Source organism: Streptomyces sp. NPDC004111 (genome assembly GCF_042874215.1).
Classification (GTDB): Bacteria; Actinomycetota; Actinomycetes; order Streptomycetales; family Streptomycetaceae; genus Streptomyces.
The window spans coordinates 164,859-177,572 of record NZ_JBIAMU010000024.1 but is presented as its reverse complement, the minus strand read 5'-3'; the positions used below and the strand labels follow the sequence as shown (position 1 = coordinate 177,572).

The window sequence follows — 12,714 nt, the reverse complement described above, 5'->3', positions numbered from 1 at the left end:
ACCCGGAAGCTAAGCCTTTCCGCGCCGATGGTACTGCAGGGGGGACCCTGTGGGAGAGTAGGACGCCGCCGAACAATCATTGCGAAGAGCCCCGTACCGGGGATACCGGTACGGGGCTCTTTTGCGTTTAACGGCAGGTATTGAGACGGGCCGCCTGGCGGGTCAGATGGTCGCGTTCCGCGAGATTCGGTGCCTTGCGGGCCGCCTCCGCGTAAAGCTCTGCCGCCTCCGCACGGTTCCCGTCGCGTTCGTGGAGGTAGGCGGCCACCGCCGTATAGCGGGGCAGCGAAGTGTCCAGGTCCGTGAGCGCCGCCAGGCCGGCGCGCGGGCCGTCGGCCTCTCCTACGGCTACCGCACGGTTCAGACGTACGACAGGGCTGTCGGTCAGACGGCAGAGCTCGTCGTACCACTCGACGATCTGCACCCAGTCGGTCTCCGCGGCGGTGGGCGCGTCCGCGTGCAGGGCCGCGACAGCGGCCTGGGCCTGGAACTCGCCCAGCCGGTCGCGCGCCAGCGCCGCCTGGAGGATCCCGACACCCTCGGCGATCGACGCGGTGTCCCAGCGGGCGCGATCCTGCGCGGCGAGCGGCACCAGGCTGCCGTCCGGGGCGGTACGGGCCGCACGCCGGGCGTGATGCAGCAGCATCAGGGCCAGCAGCCCCGCCACCTCGGGGTGGTCGATGGCGTCCGAGAGCTGACGGGTGAGCCGGATCGCCTCCGCCGCCAGGTCGACGTCGCCCGAGTAGCCCTCGTTGAACACCAGGTACAGGACGCGCAGCACCGTCGCCACATCGCCGGGACGGTCGAAACGTATCCCTGAGACCGTGCGCTTGGCCCGGCTGATGCGCTGCGCCATGGTCGCCTCCGGCACCAGATACGCCTGGGCGATCTGGCGGGTGGTGAGCCCGCCGACGGCGCGCAGGGTCAGCGCGACCGCGGATGCCGGAGTCAGGGACGGATGGGCGCACAGGAAGTACAGCTGGAGCGTGTCGTCCACCGCGCGGGCGGCCCCGGGCGCCGGCTCATCCTCGACGAGGTCCTCGCGCCGGCGGCGGGCCGATTCCGCGCGGGTGGCGTCGAGGAACCGGCGCCAGGCCACCGTGATCAGCCACCCCTTCGGATCCCGCGGAGGATCCGAGGGCCAGGTGCGGACCGCCTCCACCAGCGCGTCCTGTACGGCATCCTCGGCCGCCGCGAAGTCTGCTCCGCGGCGGACGAGGACACCGAGCACGTGCGGGGTGAGGCTCCTGAGCAGGACCTCGTCCATCGGTGCGGTCACTCCGTGATGGTGGGCGGCGCGGACAGGAACGGACGCACCTCCAGCCACTCGTGGATCGGCTCGCCGCCCGCTCCCGGGGCCGCGGACAGTTCCCCGGCCAGCTCCACGGCACGGTCGTAACTGTCCACGTCGATCACCATCCAGCCGGCGATCAGGTCCTTGGTCTCCGCGAACGGGCCGTCGGTCACCGGCGGACGGCCCTCGCCGTCGTAGCGCACCCAGGCCCCCTCGGGGGCGAGCGCCTGGCCGTCGACGAACTCACCGGTCCCTTCGAGCCTGGTCGCGAAGTCCCGCATGTACTGGACGTGCGCGGTGATCTCTTCGGGCGTCCACTTGTCCATCGGGACGCAGTTGACCGCTTCCGGAGCGCCTCGGTAGTGCTTCAGCAGCAGGTACTTGGCCATGACGGTTCTCCTCGTGACTCGTGCGCCCCATTGTGGTCGCGTTCACCCCGGGGACGGAGCGGGTTCGGCGATCTCGACATCATCGCGGGATTCTTTTCAGGATTCTTTCCGGGCCGTGTGACAGGGGCGGCTGACGGGGGTTGCGGGCACTGCGTAGGCTGAGCGGGTCGTGCGGAATGGAAACAGCCCTTGACCTGCTCACACGCAGGCAGGGAGCCGAGATTCAGGAGTACCTCAGTGCAGCGCACCATGTTCAAGTCGAAGATCCACCGTGCCACCGTCACCCAGGCGGATCTGCACTACGTCGGATCCGTCACGGTGGACGTCGAGCTGATGGAGGCGGCCGATCTGCTGCCCGGCGAGCTCGTGCACATCGTGGACATCACCAACGGGGCCCGGCTGGAGACGTACGTCATCGAGGGCGAGCGGGGGTCCGGGGTCATCGGCATCAACGGGGCCGCAGCCCATCTCGTACACCCCGGTGACCTGGTGATCCTCATCAGCTACGCGCAGGTCGACGATGCCGAGGCGCGGGCCCTGGTGCCGCGCGTCGTGCACGTGGGGGAGGGCAACCGGATCGTGGCACTGGGTGCCGACCCCGCCGAGCCCGTACCGGGTGCCGATTCCGGCGCCGCCCCTGATGCCGTACTCGCGGGTGTGCCCGGGGCCGGGCACACCGAGGGCGTCGCCGGCCAGCTGCGCAATCCGTTGGCAGCGACCGGTACGGCACGTTCCGCCGCGGGTGTGGACTCCGCAGGCGAGGGCAGTCGCACCGGGAGAGAGTGGGGATGAGCCGCGCCGCGCGGTGCGGCGTCCGACACTCGACCGGACTGCACAACCTGGAGGTCGATCAGGCATGACCCAGCCTTTCCCCGATCCCGTACCGCCTGCGCCGACTCCGCCGCCGGGGCCCACCGGGCCCGACCCCGGGCCGCTGCCCGGACCGGTTCCCGGGCCCTCCCCGGTGCCGCCGGGACCGGCCCCTGACCCGATTCCGCCGGGCCCGCTGCCCGACCCCATTCCGCCGGGGCCGGCCCCGGATCCCGCGCCCGAGCCCGCACCGGGCCCCGCGAGCTGACGGACCGGGCAGAGCGGACAACGGAAAAAGCAGTGGACACGGGGCGCACCGCCTACCTAGGGTGCGTCCCGTGTCCAGTCCCGAGGCGTCAAGACTCTAGCCACCGGCCGTCCGGTGGCTCTTTCGCGTGGTCGCGCACCTGCGGCGGTCCCTTCGTGGACGGCCGGGTGCGCCGCTGACCGCTGCCCGCCACCGGACCGCCGGCGTCGTCAAGGCTGTTTCTTCAACACGACGTCGTTGTGGGGTACTGCTGTGCCGTTCGCTCTTCACCTGCTCGGGCTCGCCGTCTTCGCCCAGGGCACATCGGAATTCATGCTGTCCGGGCTCGGCCCGGAAATCGCCGCGGACCTGGGGGTCTCCCTGTCCGCCGCCGGGGCGCTGACCTCGGCTTTCGCCGTGGGAATGGTTATCGGGGCGCCGCTGATGGCGGCCCTGAGCCGGCGCTGGTCGCGGCGCGCCGCCCTGCTGTCCTTCCTCGGGGCCTTCCTGCTCGTCCACGTACTGGCCGCGGTCACCGACAGCTTCGCGGTGCTGCTTGTCAGCCGGGCCGTCGGGGCGCTCGCGAACGCCGGGTTCCTGGCCGTCGCCCTGATGACCGCCACCGCGATGGTCCCGCCCGACGCCAAGGGCCGGGCCACCTCCACCCTGCTCGGCGGAGTCACCCTGGCCTGCGTCGTGGGAGTGCCCGCCGGGGCGCTGCTCGGCCAGCTGTGGGGGTGGCGTGCGGCGTTCTGGGCGGTGGCGCTGCTCTCGCTGCCCGCGTTCGCCGGCATCCTGCACTCCGTGCCGCGAGGAGCCGCCGCGACCGGCGGAGCCGGGGTGCGGCACGAACTGCGGGCGCTGCGGGACGGGCGGCTGCTGCTGACGCTGCTGCTGGGAGCGCTCGTCAACGGGGCGACCTTCTGCACCTTCACCTACCTCGCCCCGCTCTTCACCCGGGTCACCGGGTTCGGCGAGGGGTGGGTGCCCGTGGTGCTCGCGCTGTTCGGTGCGGGGTCGTTCGTGGGTGTCGCGGTCGGCGGCCGGATCGCCGACCGGCGGCCCGTCGCACTGCTGGCCGGCGGCGGGGCGGCACTGCTCGTGGGCTGGGTGCTGTTCGTGCTGCTGGCCGCACGGCCGGTCGCCGCGCTCGTCCTCGTACTGGTGCAGGGGGCGCTGTCGTTCGCGGTGGGATCCACGCTCATCTCGCAGGCGCTGTACGCGGCGACCGGTGCGCCCACGCTGGCCGGGGGCTTCGCGACCGCGGCGTTCAACGTGGGCGCGGCGGTGGGCCCTTGGGCCGGAGGTGTCGCACTGGGGGCCGGAATGGGGTTCCGGTCCCCGCTCGCAGTGAGTGCGCTGCTGGTGGCACTCGCCCTCGTCAGCGCGGGGCTGGCCCGGCAGGTGTGGTACCGGCGCACGGGTTCCGTTTCAACCGGCGTGCGGAGCAGGTGAGTTGGCGCTCTTGTCATGGCCTGCGCCAAGCCCGTACTTTTGCCGATTGCTACGTGTCGAAATGTGCGAGTGGAGGAAGCGAGACATGGCCTCAACCGGTCGTCACCGTCGGTATCAGCCCAGCCGCATCAACAACGCCTCGTTGACGGCCGCGGCGGGTGGCGTCGGCATGGCCCTTCCGCTCGTCGCCGCGGGAACGGCCGGTGCGGCCCCGGTGGACGTCTGGGAGAAGGTCGCCGCCTGCGAGTCGACCAACAACTGGAAGATCAACACCGGGAACGGGTACTACGGAGGTCTCCAGTTCCGCCAGTCGACCTGGCAGGCGTACGGCGGCCAGGCCTACGCGCCGCGCGCCGACCAGGCGACCAAGGACGAGCAGATCGCCGTCGCCGAACGGGTGCTGAAGGGCCAGGGCCCGACCGCCTGGCCGGTCTGCTCGGTCAAGGCCGGGCTGGTGAGGGGCGGTGACTCGCCGGACATCACCATCACCACCCAGGGCAAGGGCAAGGGGACCGACCAGGGCCGCAAGGCCGATCCGCGGCCGGAGAAGAAGAACCCCGAACCGCCCCGGAAGAAGGATCCGGCCCCGCCCACCCGGCAGACCCCTCCGCCGCGGACCGATCCGCAGCCGCCGGGCCCCGGGCCCGGCGCCAAGGACACGTACACCGTGGCCAGCGGGGACACCCTCTCCGGCATCGCGCAGAGCGAGCGGGTCGACGGCGGCTGGCAGCGGCTGTACCAGGGCAACCGGCAGGTCATCGGCAGCGACCCGGACGTCATCCGCCCGGGACAGCGCCTGCTGGTGCGCCTCGGTGTGCCGCCGAAGCAGGACCGGCCCGACAGCAACGGCAAGGCGTCCGGCACCGACAGGGCCGCCGACCGGGCCGGGCAGGACTCCCGCACGGACTCCGCTGCCGAGCGGGCCAAGGCGGCCGCCGAGCGCGCCAAGAAGGCGGAGGAGGCACGCAAGGCCGAGCGGGCCAGGCAGGCGGAGCAGGAGAGGAAGAAGCAGGAGGCCGACCGCAAGCGCGAGGCCGACAAGAAGAAGTCCCGCACCGAGACGGTCTCCGCGCGGTCCTCCCGCAAGGGCTCGCTCAGCGCCCCGGTGGACGTCGGCCCCAGCACCCCCTACCGGGCGGCCGGCTCGTCCTGGTCGAAGGGGTACCACACGGGCGTCGACTTCCCGGTGCCCACCGGCACCTCCGTCAAGGCGGTCGGCGCGGGCAGCGTCGTGTCCGCCGGTTACGCGGGGTCGTACGGCTACCAGGTGGTCATCCGGCACGCGGACGGCAAGTACTCCCAGTACGCGCACCTGTCGGCGCTGACCGTCCGCGAAGGGCAGAAGGTGGACTCCGGGCAGCGCATCGGACGCTCCGGTTCCACCGGCAACAGCACCGGGCCCCACCTGCACTTCGAGGTGCGGACCGGACCGGGCTTCGGCTCGGACGTCGACCCGGTCGCCTACCTGAGGGCGGGCGGCGTCACCGTCTGATCCCGCCCCGGGCCGCGCCGCACCGGTACGCGGGGGAGGCGTTCCACGGACAGCGCCTCCCCCGCGTCCCGCCGTACGAGGTCCTCGTCCGGCCGCTCCGCGCGGTCCGGCTGCGCGTGCCCGGCGGTCAGCAGTACCAGGCCCGTCGCGGCCAGGAGGGCCGCGCCCGCGGCGAGCAGCACGCCCGTCGTGCCGTACCGGAAGGACTCGCCGAACAGGGTGAGCCCGACGGCCGAGGCCACCACGGGGTTCACCACGGTCACCGTGGCCAGCGGCGCGGTCAGCCCGGCGCCCCGGTAGGAGGCCTGCGACAGCAGCAGGCCCAGGGTCGCGAAGGCCACGATCACGGGAACGGCCTGCCACTGCCCGGCCAGACCGAACGAACTCCACCCCACGGCCAGGGACTTGATGAACACGGAGGCGATCCCGAAGGAGATCCCCGCGCTCGCGGCCAGCAGCACGCTGCGCAGTACCGGCGGGCGCACCGCACGGGCCGCCGCGAACAGCACCGCCGTCCCGGCGAGCGACGCACCCGCCACCAGCAGTTGGTCGCCGCCGGACAGGCCCCCGGCGTGCGCGGCACCCGTCAGCGACAGCAGCGCGGCCAGTCCGGCCGTCGCCATCAGCGCGCCGCGCCAGGCCATGGCGCCCGCCCGGCGCCGTACGAACACCGCGGCGATCGGCAGCGCGAAGACGATGGTCAGCGCGCCCATCGGCTGGACCAGGCTCAACGGCCCGTAGGCCAGCGCCCCGACGTGCAGCAGCGCGCCGAAGCCGTTCAGCAGGTTGGCCACCCACCAGGCGCTCTGCCGCACCGGTGCGTACAGCCCGGTGCGGTCGGTGGCGGCGACACGTTCCTGGAGGACGGCACCGACCGCGTAGGCCACCGCCGACACCAGGGCCAGCAGCACGGAAAGTGCGTAGGGACTCATGCCCTCCACGATGGCTCGCGGGAGCTTTCACGTCATCGTCCGCAAGCAGGCGTTGGACGCTACTGCGGGCGTAGTACGTAGGTACGTCGGCTGCGCTACGCCCGGGTCGCGAACGGCGTGCGGGCCGGGGCGGGAGCGGGGCACGAGGGCCCGGGAGCGGGGTCGGGCGGGGAGGCCGTGGGGTCAGAAGGGGTGGAAGGAGACCCGGCCGGTGTCGAGGTCGAAGCGGGCGCCCGCCACCGTCGCCCCGTCGAACGCGGGGTCGGCGGCCAGCGCGTGCCGCACCCGGGTCACATTGGCGCGGACCGCCTGCTCGACCCAGTCGGCCGCGGACCCGGGGCCGAGGGTCTCCTTCGCCGCGGGGGCGATCTCCTCGATGACGCGGGCGAGATGGCCGCGCGGGGCGGCGCCGGAGCGGACGTGCTCGACGGCGGCCGAGACCGCGCCGCAGCGTTCGTGGCCCAGGACGAGGACCAGGCGCACGCCGAGTTCCTCGACCCCGTACTGGATGCTGCCCAGCACCGCGCCGTCCAGGGCCTGGCCCGCCGTGCGGATGCAGAGCAGATCGCCGATGCCCTGGTCGAAGACGTGCTCCGGCGGGACCCGGGAGTCGATGCAGCCGAGCACCATCGCGAACGGGTGCTGCGCCGCGGCCACCGCGCGCAGCCGCTCCGCGCCCAGGTGCGGGTGGCGGGAACGGCGGGTCGCGAAGCGGGCGTTGCCGGCCCGCAGCCGCTCCAGTGCCTCGGCGGCCGTGGCGGGTCCGCGCTCGGCGCGGAACGTGTGCGCGGGGGAGGGGAGCCGGGGCGGCGGGGCCGCGACGGCACGGCGGGTCTGGTTCGGTGCCAGGGGGCCGGTGAGGGCGCTGGTCAGCGCGGCGGCCAGGCCCAGGAAGGTTCTTCGGCCGCGGCTGCGGCAATCGCTTTTCGTGGTCACCCCGTCATGGATACGGTGATCGGGAATCAACCACGCCGTATGTACTGAAAAATTGGTTCTTGTGAGTGAAAGGCGAACAGGGTGGATCTCGTGGAGCTCGGCTCGGTGAACGGGTTCTTCGCGCTGCGGGCCGGCGTGCCCGAAGCGGGGCAGGGCCATGTCGCGCTGGCCCGGGTGTACGCGGGCGGGACGGCGCCGCTGGCGCTGCGCATCGACAAGGTCGCGGCCCGGCTGCGGGCGCCCGAGCGGCGGGTCGCCGCCTCCATCGCCCACCTGGGGATCGTGGCCAGGCTCTGGTCGGTGGCGCTCGGCTCGGCGGCGCTCCACGGCGAGGTGCCCGACCTGCGTGCCGACGGACTGTACTGGGACCCGGACGGCAGCAGCCCCGACGACCTGCTGCTGGACACCCGCCGCCCGACGCTGCCCGCCACCGCCGAGGCGCTGCGCGAGACGGTCCAGTACGGCCATCTGGTCCCCCTCGCGGAGGCCTTCCGCCGGGACGGCAACATCTCACCCCAGCTCCTGTGGGGCAACGCCGGGTCCGCGCTCGCCGCCGCCGTCGGCCAACTCCGCAACTGGGCGCGGGACATGGACCGCCCGGAGGCCGGCAGAAGGGCCGCCGTGCTCGCCCACGAACTGTTCTCCCACCCCGACCTGAACTCCACCGGATCGCTCGGGGCCGGGAGGTTCCGCCGCAACAGCTGCTGCCTCTACTACCGCTGCCCGGCCGGCGGACTGTGCGGCGACTGCGTCTTCGACACCCCGCCGTCCCCTCGGCGGCCGGCCAACCCGGCCGTGCGGCGGTCTTCCCCGGAGCCCGTATCTGAGTGACCATCAAAGGGTGAAGGTGGGGCTGCTCACGCGCGAGTATCCGCCGGACGTCTACGGAGGCGCCGGCGTCCATGTGGAGTTCCTGGCCCGGGGGTTACGGGCCCTGGCCGATGTCGAGGTGCACTGCTGGGGCACCGACGGGGTCGCCACCGGCAAGGAGCACGGAGTCACCCGGCACGCCGCCGACACCGCGCTCGGCGGCGCCAACGACGCGCTGCGCGCCTTCTCCATCGACCTCTCCATGGCCGCCGCCCTCGCCGACCGCGAGATCGTCCACTCGCACACCTGGTACGCCAACCTCGCCGGCCACTTCGCCAAACTGCTGCACGGCACACCGCATGTGATGACCTGTCACTCACTGGAGCCGCTGCGGCCCTGGAAGGCCGAGCAGCTCGGCGGCGGCTACGCGCTCTCCGGCTGGGCCGAGCGCACCGCGGTCGAGGCCGCCGACGCCGTCATCGCCGTCTCCCGCGGCATGCGCACCGACGTCCTCGACTGCTACCCGGCGCTCGACCCCGCGAAGGTCCACGTCGTGCACAACGGCATCGACACCGCGCTGTACCAGCCCTCGGAGCGGACCGACGTGCTGGAGCGCGTCGGCATCGACCCCGGCCGCCCGTACGTCCTGTTCGTCGGCCGCATCACCCGGCAGAAGGGCGTCCCGCACCTGCTGCGCGCCGCCCGCGCCCTCGATCCGGCCGCGCAGCTCGTACTGTGCGCGGGAGCACCGGACACCCCGGAGATCGAGCGGGAGTTCGGGGAACTGTTCACGGAACTGGAGCGGGCCCGGGACGGGGTGTTCTGGATCCCCGAGATGCTGCCGCGCCCCGACGTCATCCAACTCCTCAGCCACGCCACGGTGTTCGTCTGCCCCTCGGTGTACGAACCGCTCGGCATCGTCAATCTGGAGGCCATGGCGTGCGGCACCGCCGTCGTCGCCTCCGCGGTCGGCGGCATTCCCGAGGTCGTCGACGACGGCCGCACCGGGCTGCTCGTGCCGTACGAGCAGAAGCGGGCCCCGCGGCACCCCGAGGAGTTCGAGGACGCCCTCACCGAGGCGCTGAACCGGGTGCTGGACGAACCGGAGGAGGCGCGGCGCATGGGCGCGGCCGGCCGTGCGCGGGCGGTCGCGGAGTTCGGGTGGGACGCCGTGGCACGGCGGACCGCCGAGGTGTACACGGAGTTGGTCAAGTGACCCTTGCTGGTTGACCCTTGGGGGCTGCGATGCGCGGTGGACCTTCGGTGCTCGGGATCGTACTGGCAGGCGGGGAGGGCAAACGGCTGATGCCGCTCACCGCGGACCGGGCCAAACCCGCGGTGGTCTTCGGAGGGACCTACCGCCTCGTCGACTTCGTCCTGTCGAACCTCGTCAACGGCGACATCCTGCGCAACTGCGTCCTCACCCAGTACAAGTCGCACTCCCTGGACCGGCACGTCACCACCACCTGGCGGATGTCCAGCCTGCTCGGCAACTACGTCACCCCGGTCCCCGCGCAGCAGCGGCTCGGCCCGCGCTGGTACCAGGGCAGCGCCGACGCCATCTTCCAGTCGCTCAACCTCGTGCACGACGAGCAGCCCGACTTCATCGCGGTCTTCGGTGCCGACCACGTGTACCGGATGGACCCCCGGCACATGCTCCAGCAGCACATCGAGAGCGGCGCGGGAGTGACGGTCGCCGGGATCAGGGTGCCGCGCAAGGAGGCGTCCTCGTTCGGCATCATCACCCCCGCCTCGGACGGGCGGCGGGTGGAGCGGTTCCTGGAGAAGCCGACGGACCCGCCCGGTCTGCCCGGTGACCCGCGCCGGGTCTTCGCCTCCATGGGCAACTACGTCTTCACCACGAAGGTGCTGGTGGACGCACTGATCAGGGACGCCGAGGACGAGCACTCGGTGCACGACATGGGCGGCAGCATCCTGCCCCAGCTCACCGAGCGCGGTACCGCCCAGGTCTACGACTTCGACGACAACCACGTCCCCGGCGAGACCGCCCGCGACCACGGCTACTGGCGGGACGTCGGCACCCTCGACACCTACTACGACGCCCATATGGACCTGGTCGCCGAACAGCCCGAGTTCAACCTCTTCAACCGGCGCTGGCCGATCTACACCCACTTCGGGCAGCTGCCGCCCGCCCGGTTCTGCTCGGCGGGCATCGCCAGCGAGTCGATCGTCGGACCCGGCTGCGTGATCAGCGGGCAGGTCACCGGGTCGGTGCTCTCGCCGGGGGTGTCCGTCGAGCCGGGGGCCGTCGTCCAGGGCTCCGTACTGCACGACAACGTACGGATCGGGCGCGGGGCGGTCGTGCGGGGCGCGATCCTGGACAAGAACGTCGACGTACCGCCCGGGGCCACCATCGGCGTCAACCCGGAGCGCGACGCCGAGCTGTACACGGTCTCGCGCAACGGGGTGATCGCGCTGGGGAAGGGGCAGCAGGTCGGCTGACCCGGCGAGCCCCCCCCGCCGCGCCTCCCCCCGGCCGACGAGCCCCCGCCGCGCCACCCGGCCGGCCCTCCGCCGCGCCCTGGCCGGACCGCCCCGCCCGCCCGCGGGCACGCCGTACCGGATCGTCACGCTCCGTACCCGCGCACCTCGCGGTTTGTCGCAGTCGGCCCTGCCTACGTACGATTCCGCTTTTGGGGACTTCCAGCAGACACCCGCGGGCTTCGGCCACGCGTGGCGTGAACGAGAGACGGCAGCGGCGATGACGGTGACAGAGGAGAGCCCGGTGCACGGCGGCGACGAGCCCACGGGCCAGGACACCCCCGCCGGGTTCGGCCCCGGCATCGACCCGGAGCGCATGGCGCTCGTGCTCGCCGTCCTCGCGGAACTGGACGAGCTGGACGTCGACCACCCCGACGCGATCACCATCCGCCGCGCCACCGCCGGCATCTACCGCACGGTGAAGCAGCGCCGCCGCCAGGAGCGCCGGGCCGCCAAGACCGCCAACGACAAGGCCGTCACCGAGGCCACCGCCACCGGCTCCGCGATGCGCATCGACGACGAGACCGAGGGCCTGCTGCCGTCGTCGGCCACCGAGCAGGGCCGGATCGCCGGGATACTCCAGCGGCCCCGCTCCTGCTACATCTGCAAGACCCGGTACGTCGAGGTCGACTACTTCTACCACCAGCTCTGCCAGCCCTGCGCCGCCCAGAACAGGGCCAAGCGCGACGCGCGCGCCGACCTCACCGGCAAGCGCGCCCTGCTCACCGGCGGCCGGGCCAAGATCGGCATGTACATCGCGCTGCGGCTGCTGCGCGACGGCGCGCACACCACCGTCACCACCCGCTTCCCCAAGGACGCCATCCGCCGCTTCAAGGCGATGGAGGACTCGGCGGACTGGATGCACCGCCTGGAGGTCGTCGGCATCGACCTGCGCGACCCCGCGCAGGCGGTCGAGCTGGCCGGCCGGGTCGCCGAGGCCGGCCCGCTGGACATCCTGATCAACAACGCCACCCAGACCGTGCGCCGGCTGCCCTCCGCGTACGCCGCGCTGGTCGAGGGCGAGAGCGCCCCGCTGCCGGCCGGTGAGCTGCCCGCCCACCAGGTGATCGGCGCGTTCAACTCCGGAGCGGTCGACGGGCTGGCCGCGCTGCCGCTCGGCGCCAGCGGCCTCGACGCCCAGCAGGTCGCCGACCTGGCGCTGGTCGCGGGCAACGCCAGCATCGAGCGGCACCGCGACGGCAGTGCCATCGACGCCGGCGGGCTGGTGCCCGACGTGGTGGACACCAACACCTGGGTGCAGACCATCGAACAGATCTCCCCGGTGGAGCTGCTGGAGACCCAGCTCTGCAACTACACCTCGCCGTTCATCCTGATCAGCCGGCTGCGCCCGGCGATGGCCGAGGCAGCCCGCAAGGCACGCAGCGGACGCGCCCACATCGTGAACGTCTCGGCGATGGAAGGCGTCTTCGGCCGCGGCTACAAGGGCGCGGGACACCCCAACACCAACGCCGCCAAGGCCGCGATGAACATGGTGACCCGCACCAGCGCCCAGGAGATGTTCCAGACCGACGGCATCCTGATGACCTCCGTCGACACCGGCTGGATCACCGACGAGCGCCCGCACTTCGACAAGCTGCGCCTCGCCGACGAGGGCTTCCACGCCCCCCTCGACCTGGTGGACGGCGCCGCGCGCGTGTACGACCCGGTCGTCCGGGGCGAGGCGGGCGAGGACCTCTACGGGGTCTTCCTCAAGGACTACGCGCCGGGCAACTGGTAGGCAGTCCGAAAGTCGTCGTAATCCATCGAGCGCGGGGGCGCTCATATGGGTACTCTGTTCGTCACGGACAGAGCGACACCCTCGGCCCGTACCGGAAACGGCCCACCAC

10 protein-coding genes and 1 pseudogene are annotated in these 12,714 nt (G+C 72.5%); 7 read left to right on the top strand and 4 right to left on the bottom strand.

Features of this window, described 5'->3' with window-relative positions; translation table 11 throughout:
* Nucleotides 1–127: 127 nt before the first annotated feature.
* Together ACFYVL_RS37115 and ACFYVL_RS37110 are read right to left on the bottom strand one after the other, a co-directional pair.
* The gene (locus ACFYVL_RS37115) at nt 128–1,267 is read right to left on the bottom strand and encodes an RNA polymerase sigma factor (protein ID WP_389253036.1); all 1,140 of its coding nucleotides are present in this window, start codon (nt 1,265–1,267) and stop codon (nt 128–130) included.
* An 8-nt stretch (nt 1,268–1,275) separates the two neighbouring features.
* A complete protein-coding gene (locus tag ACFYVL_RS37110) occupies nt 1,276–1,683 on the bottom strand; it encodes a YciI family protein (protein ID WP_389253015.1) in 408 nt (135 codons plus the stop codon).
* A 237-nt stretch (nt 1,684–1,920) separates the two neighbouring features.
* On the opposite strand from ACFYVL_RS37110, the pseudogene panD reads away from it, so the two are divergent.
* The 3 genes and pseudogenes from panD to ACFYVL_RS37095 all read left to right on the top strand — a co-directional run.
* Nucleotides 1,921–2,337 (top strand): annotated as a pseudogene (gene panD / locus ACFYVL_RS37105) (aspartate 1-decarboxylase); the annotation flags it as partial.
* A gap of 676 nt (nt 2,338–3,013) precedes the next feature.
* Entirely contained in the window at nt 3,014–4,195 is a 1,182-nt protein-coding gene (locus tag ACFYVL_RS37100) for a Cmx/CmrA family chloramphenicol efflux MFS transporter (protein WP_389253012.1), read from the top strand.
* An 85-nt stretch (nt 4,196–4,280) separates the two neighbouring features.
* Entirely contained in the window at nt 4,281–5,687 is a 1,407-nt protein-coding gene (locus tag ACFYVL_RS37095; RefSeq protein WP_389253009.1) for a transglycosylase family protein, read from the top strand.
* Here ACFYVL_RS37095 and ACFYVL_RS37090 read toward each other — a convergent pair.
* Both ACFYVL_RS37090 and ACFYVL_RS37085 read right to left on the bottom strand, forming a co-directional pair.
* Entirely contained in the window at nt 5,657–6,619 is a 963-nt protein-coding gene (locus ACFYVL_RS37090) for a DMT family transporter (protein ID WP_389253007.1), read from the bottom strand. The two genes, ACFYVL_RS37095 and ACFYVL_RS37090, sit on opposite strands and share 31 nt — an antisense overlap.
* A 183-nt stretch (nt 6,620–6,802) precedes the next feature.
* Nucleotides 6,803–7,555 carry a carbonic anhydrase gene (locus ACFYVL_RS37085; protein WP_389253005.1) on the bottom strand — a complete coding sequence of 251 codons (753 nt, stop codon included), beginning with the start codon at nt 7,553–7,555 and terminating at the stop codon, nt 6,803–6,805.
* An 81-nt stretch (nt 7,556–7,636) separates the two neighbouring features.
* Here ACFYVL_RS37085 and ACFYVL_RS37080 point away from each other — a divergent pair, with 81 nt between their 5' ends.
* From ACFYVL_RS37080 to ACFYVL_RS37065, 4 genes are all read left to right on the top strand, one after another.
* Complete coding sequence (locus tag ACFYVL_RS37080; protein ID WP_389253003.1) at nt 7,637–8,386, top strand: (2Fe-2S)-binding protein; 750 nt, start codon at nt 7,637–7,639, stop codon at nt 8,384–8,386.
* A 10-nt stretch (nt 8,387–8,396) separates the two neighbouring features.
* A complete protein-coding gene (glgA, locus tag ACFYVL_RS37075) occupies nt 8,397–9,581 on the top strand; it encodes a glycogen synthase (protein WP_389253001.1) in 1,185 nt (394 codons plus the stop codon).
* 29 nt (nt 9,582–9,610) lie between these two features.
* Nucleotides 9,611–10,828, top strand: coding sequence for a glucose-1-phosphate adenylyltransferase (gene glgC, locus ACFYVL_RS37070; protein WP_389252999.1), 1,218 nt, complete (start codon nt 9,611–9,613; stop codon nt 10,826–10,828).
* Nucleotides 10,829–11,087: 259 nt separating this feature from the next.
* On the top strand, nt 11,088–12,605 hold the full coding sequence (locus tag ACFYVL_RS37065; protein ID WP_389252997.1) for an SDR family NAD(P)-dependent oxidoreductase: 1,518 nt from the start codon (nt 11,088–11,090) through the stop codon (nt 12,603–12,605).
* Nucleotides 12,606–12,714: the final 109 nt, after the last annotated feature.

Excerpts from the sequence above, each read along its gene's own strand:
- ACFYVL_RS37115 (WP_389253036.1), bottom strand. The coding sequence starts at position 1,267 with ATGGACGAGGTCCTGCTCAGGAGCCTCACCCCGCACGTGCTCGGTGTC.
- ACFYVL_RS37110 (WP_389253015.1), bottom strand. The coding sequence starts at position 1,683 with ATGGCCAAGTACCTGCTGCTGAAGCACTACCGAGGCGCTCCGGAAGCG.
- ACFYVL_RS37095 (WP_389253009.1), top strand. The coding sequence starts at position 4,281 with ATGGCCTCAACCGGTCGTCACCGTCGGTATCAGCCCAGCCGCATCAAC.
- ACFYVL_RS37090 (WP_389253007.1), bottom strand. The coding sequence starts at position 6,619 with ATGAGTCCCTACGCACTTTCCGTGCTGCTGGCCCTGGTGTCGGCGGTG.
- glgC (WP_389252999.1), top strand. The coding sequence starts at position 9,611 with ATGCGCGGTGGACCTTCGGTGCTCGGGATCGTACTGGCAGGCGGGGAG.
- ACFYVL_RS37065 (WP_389252997.1), top strand. The coding sequence starts at position 11,088 with ATGACGGTGACAGAGGAGAGCCCGGTGCACGGCGGCGACGAGCCCACG.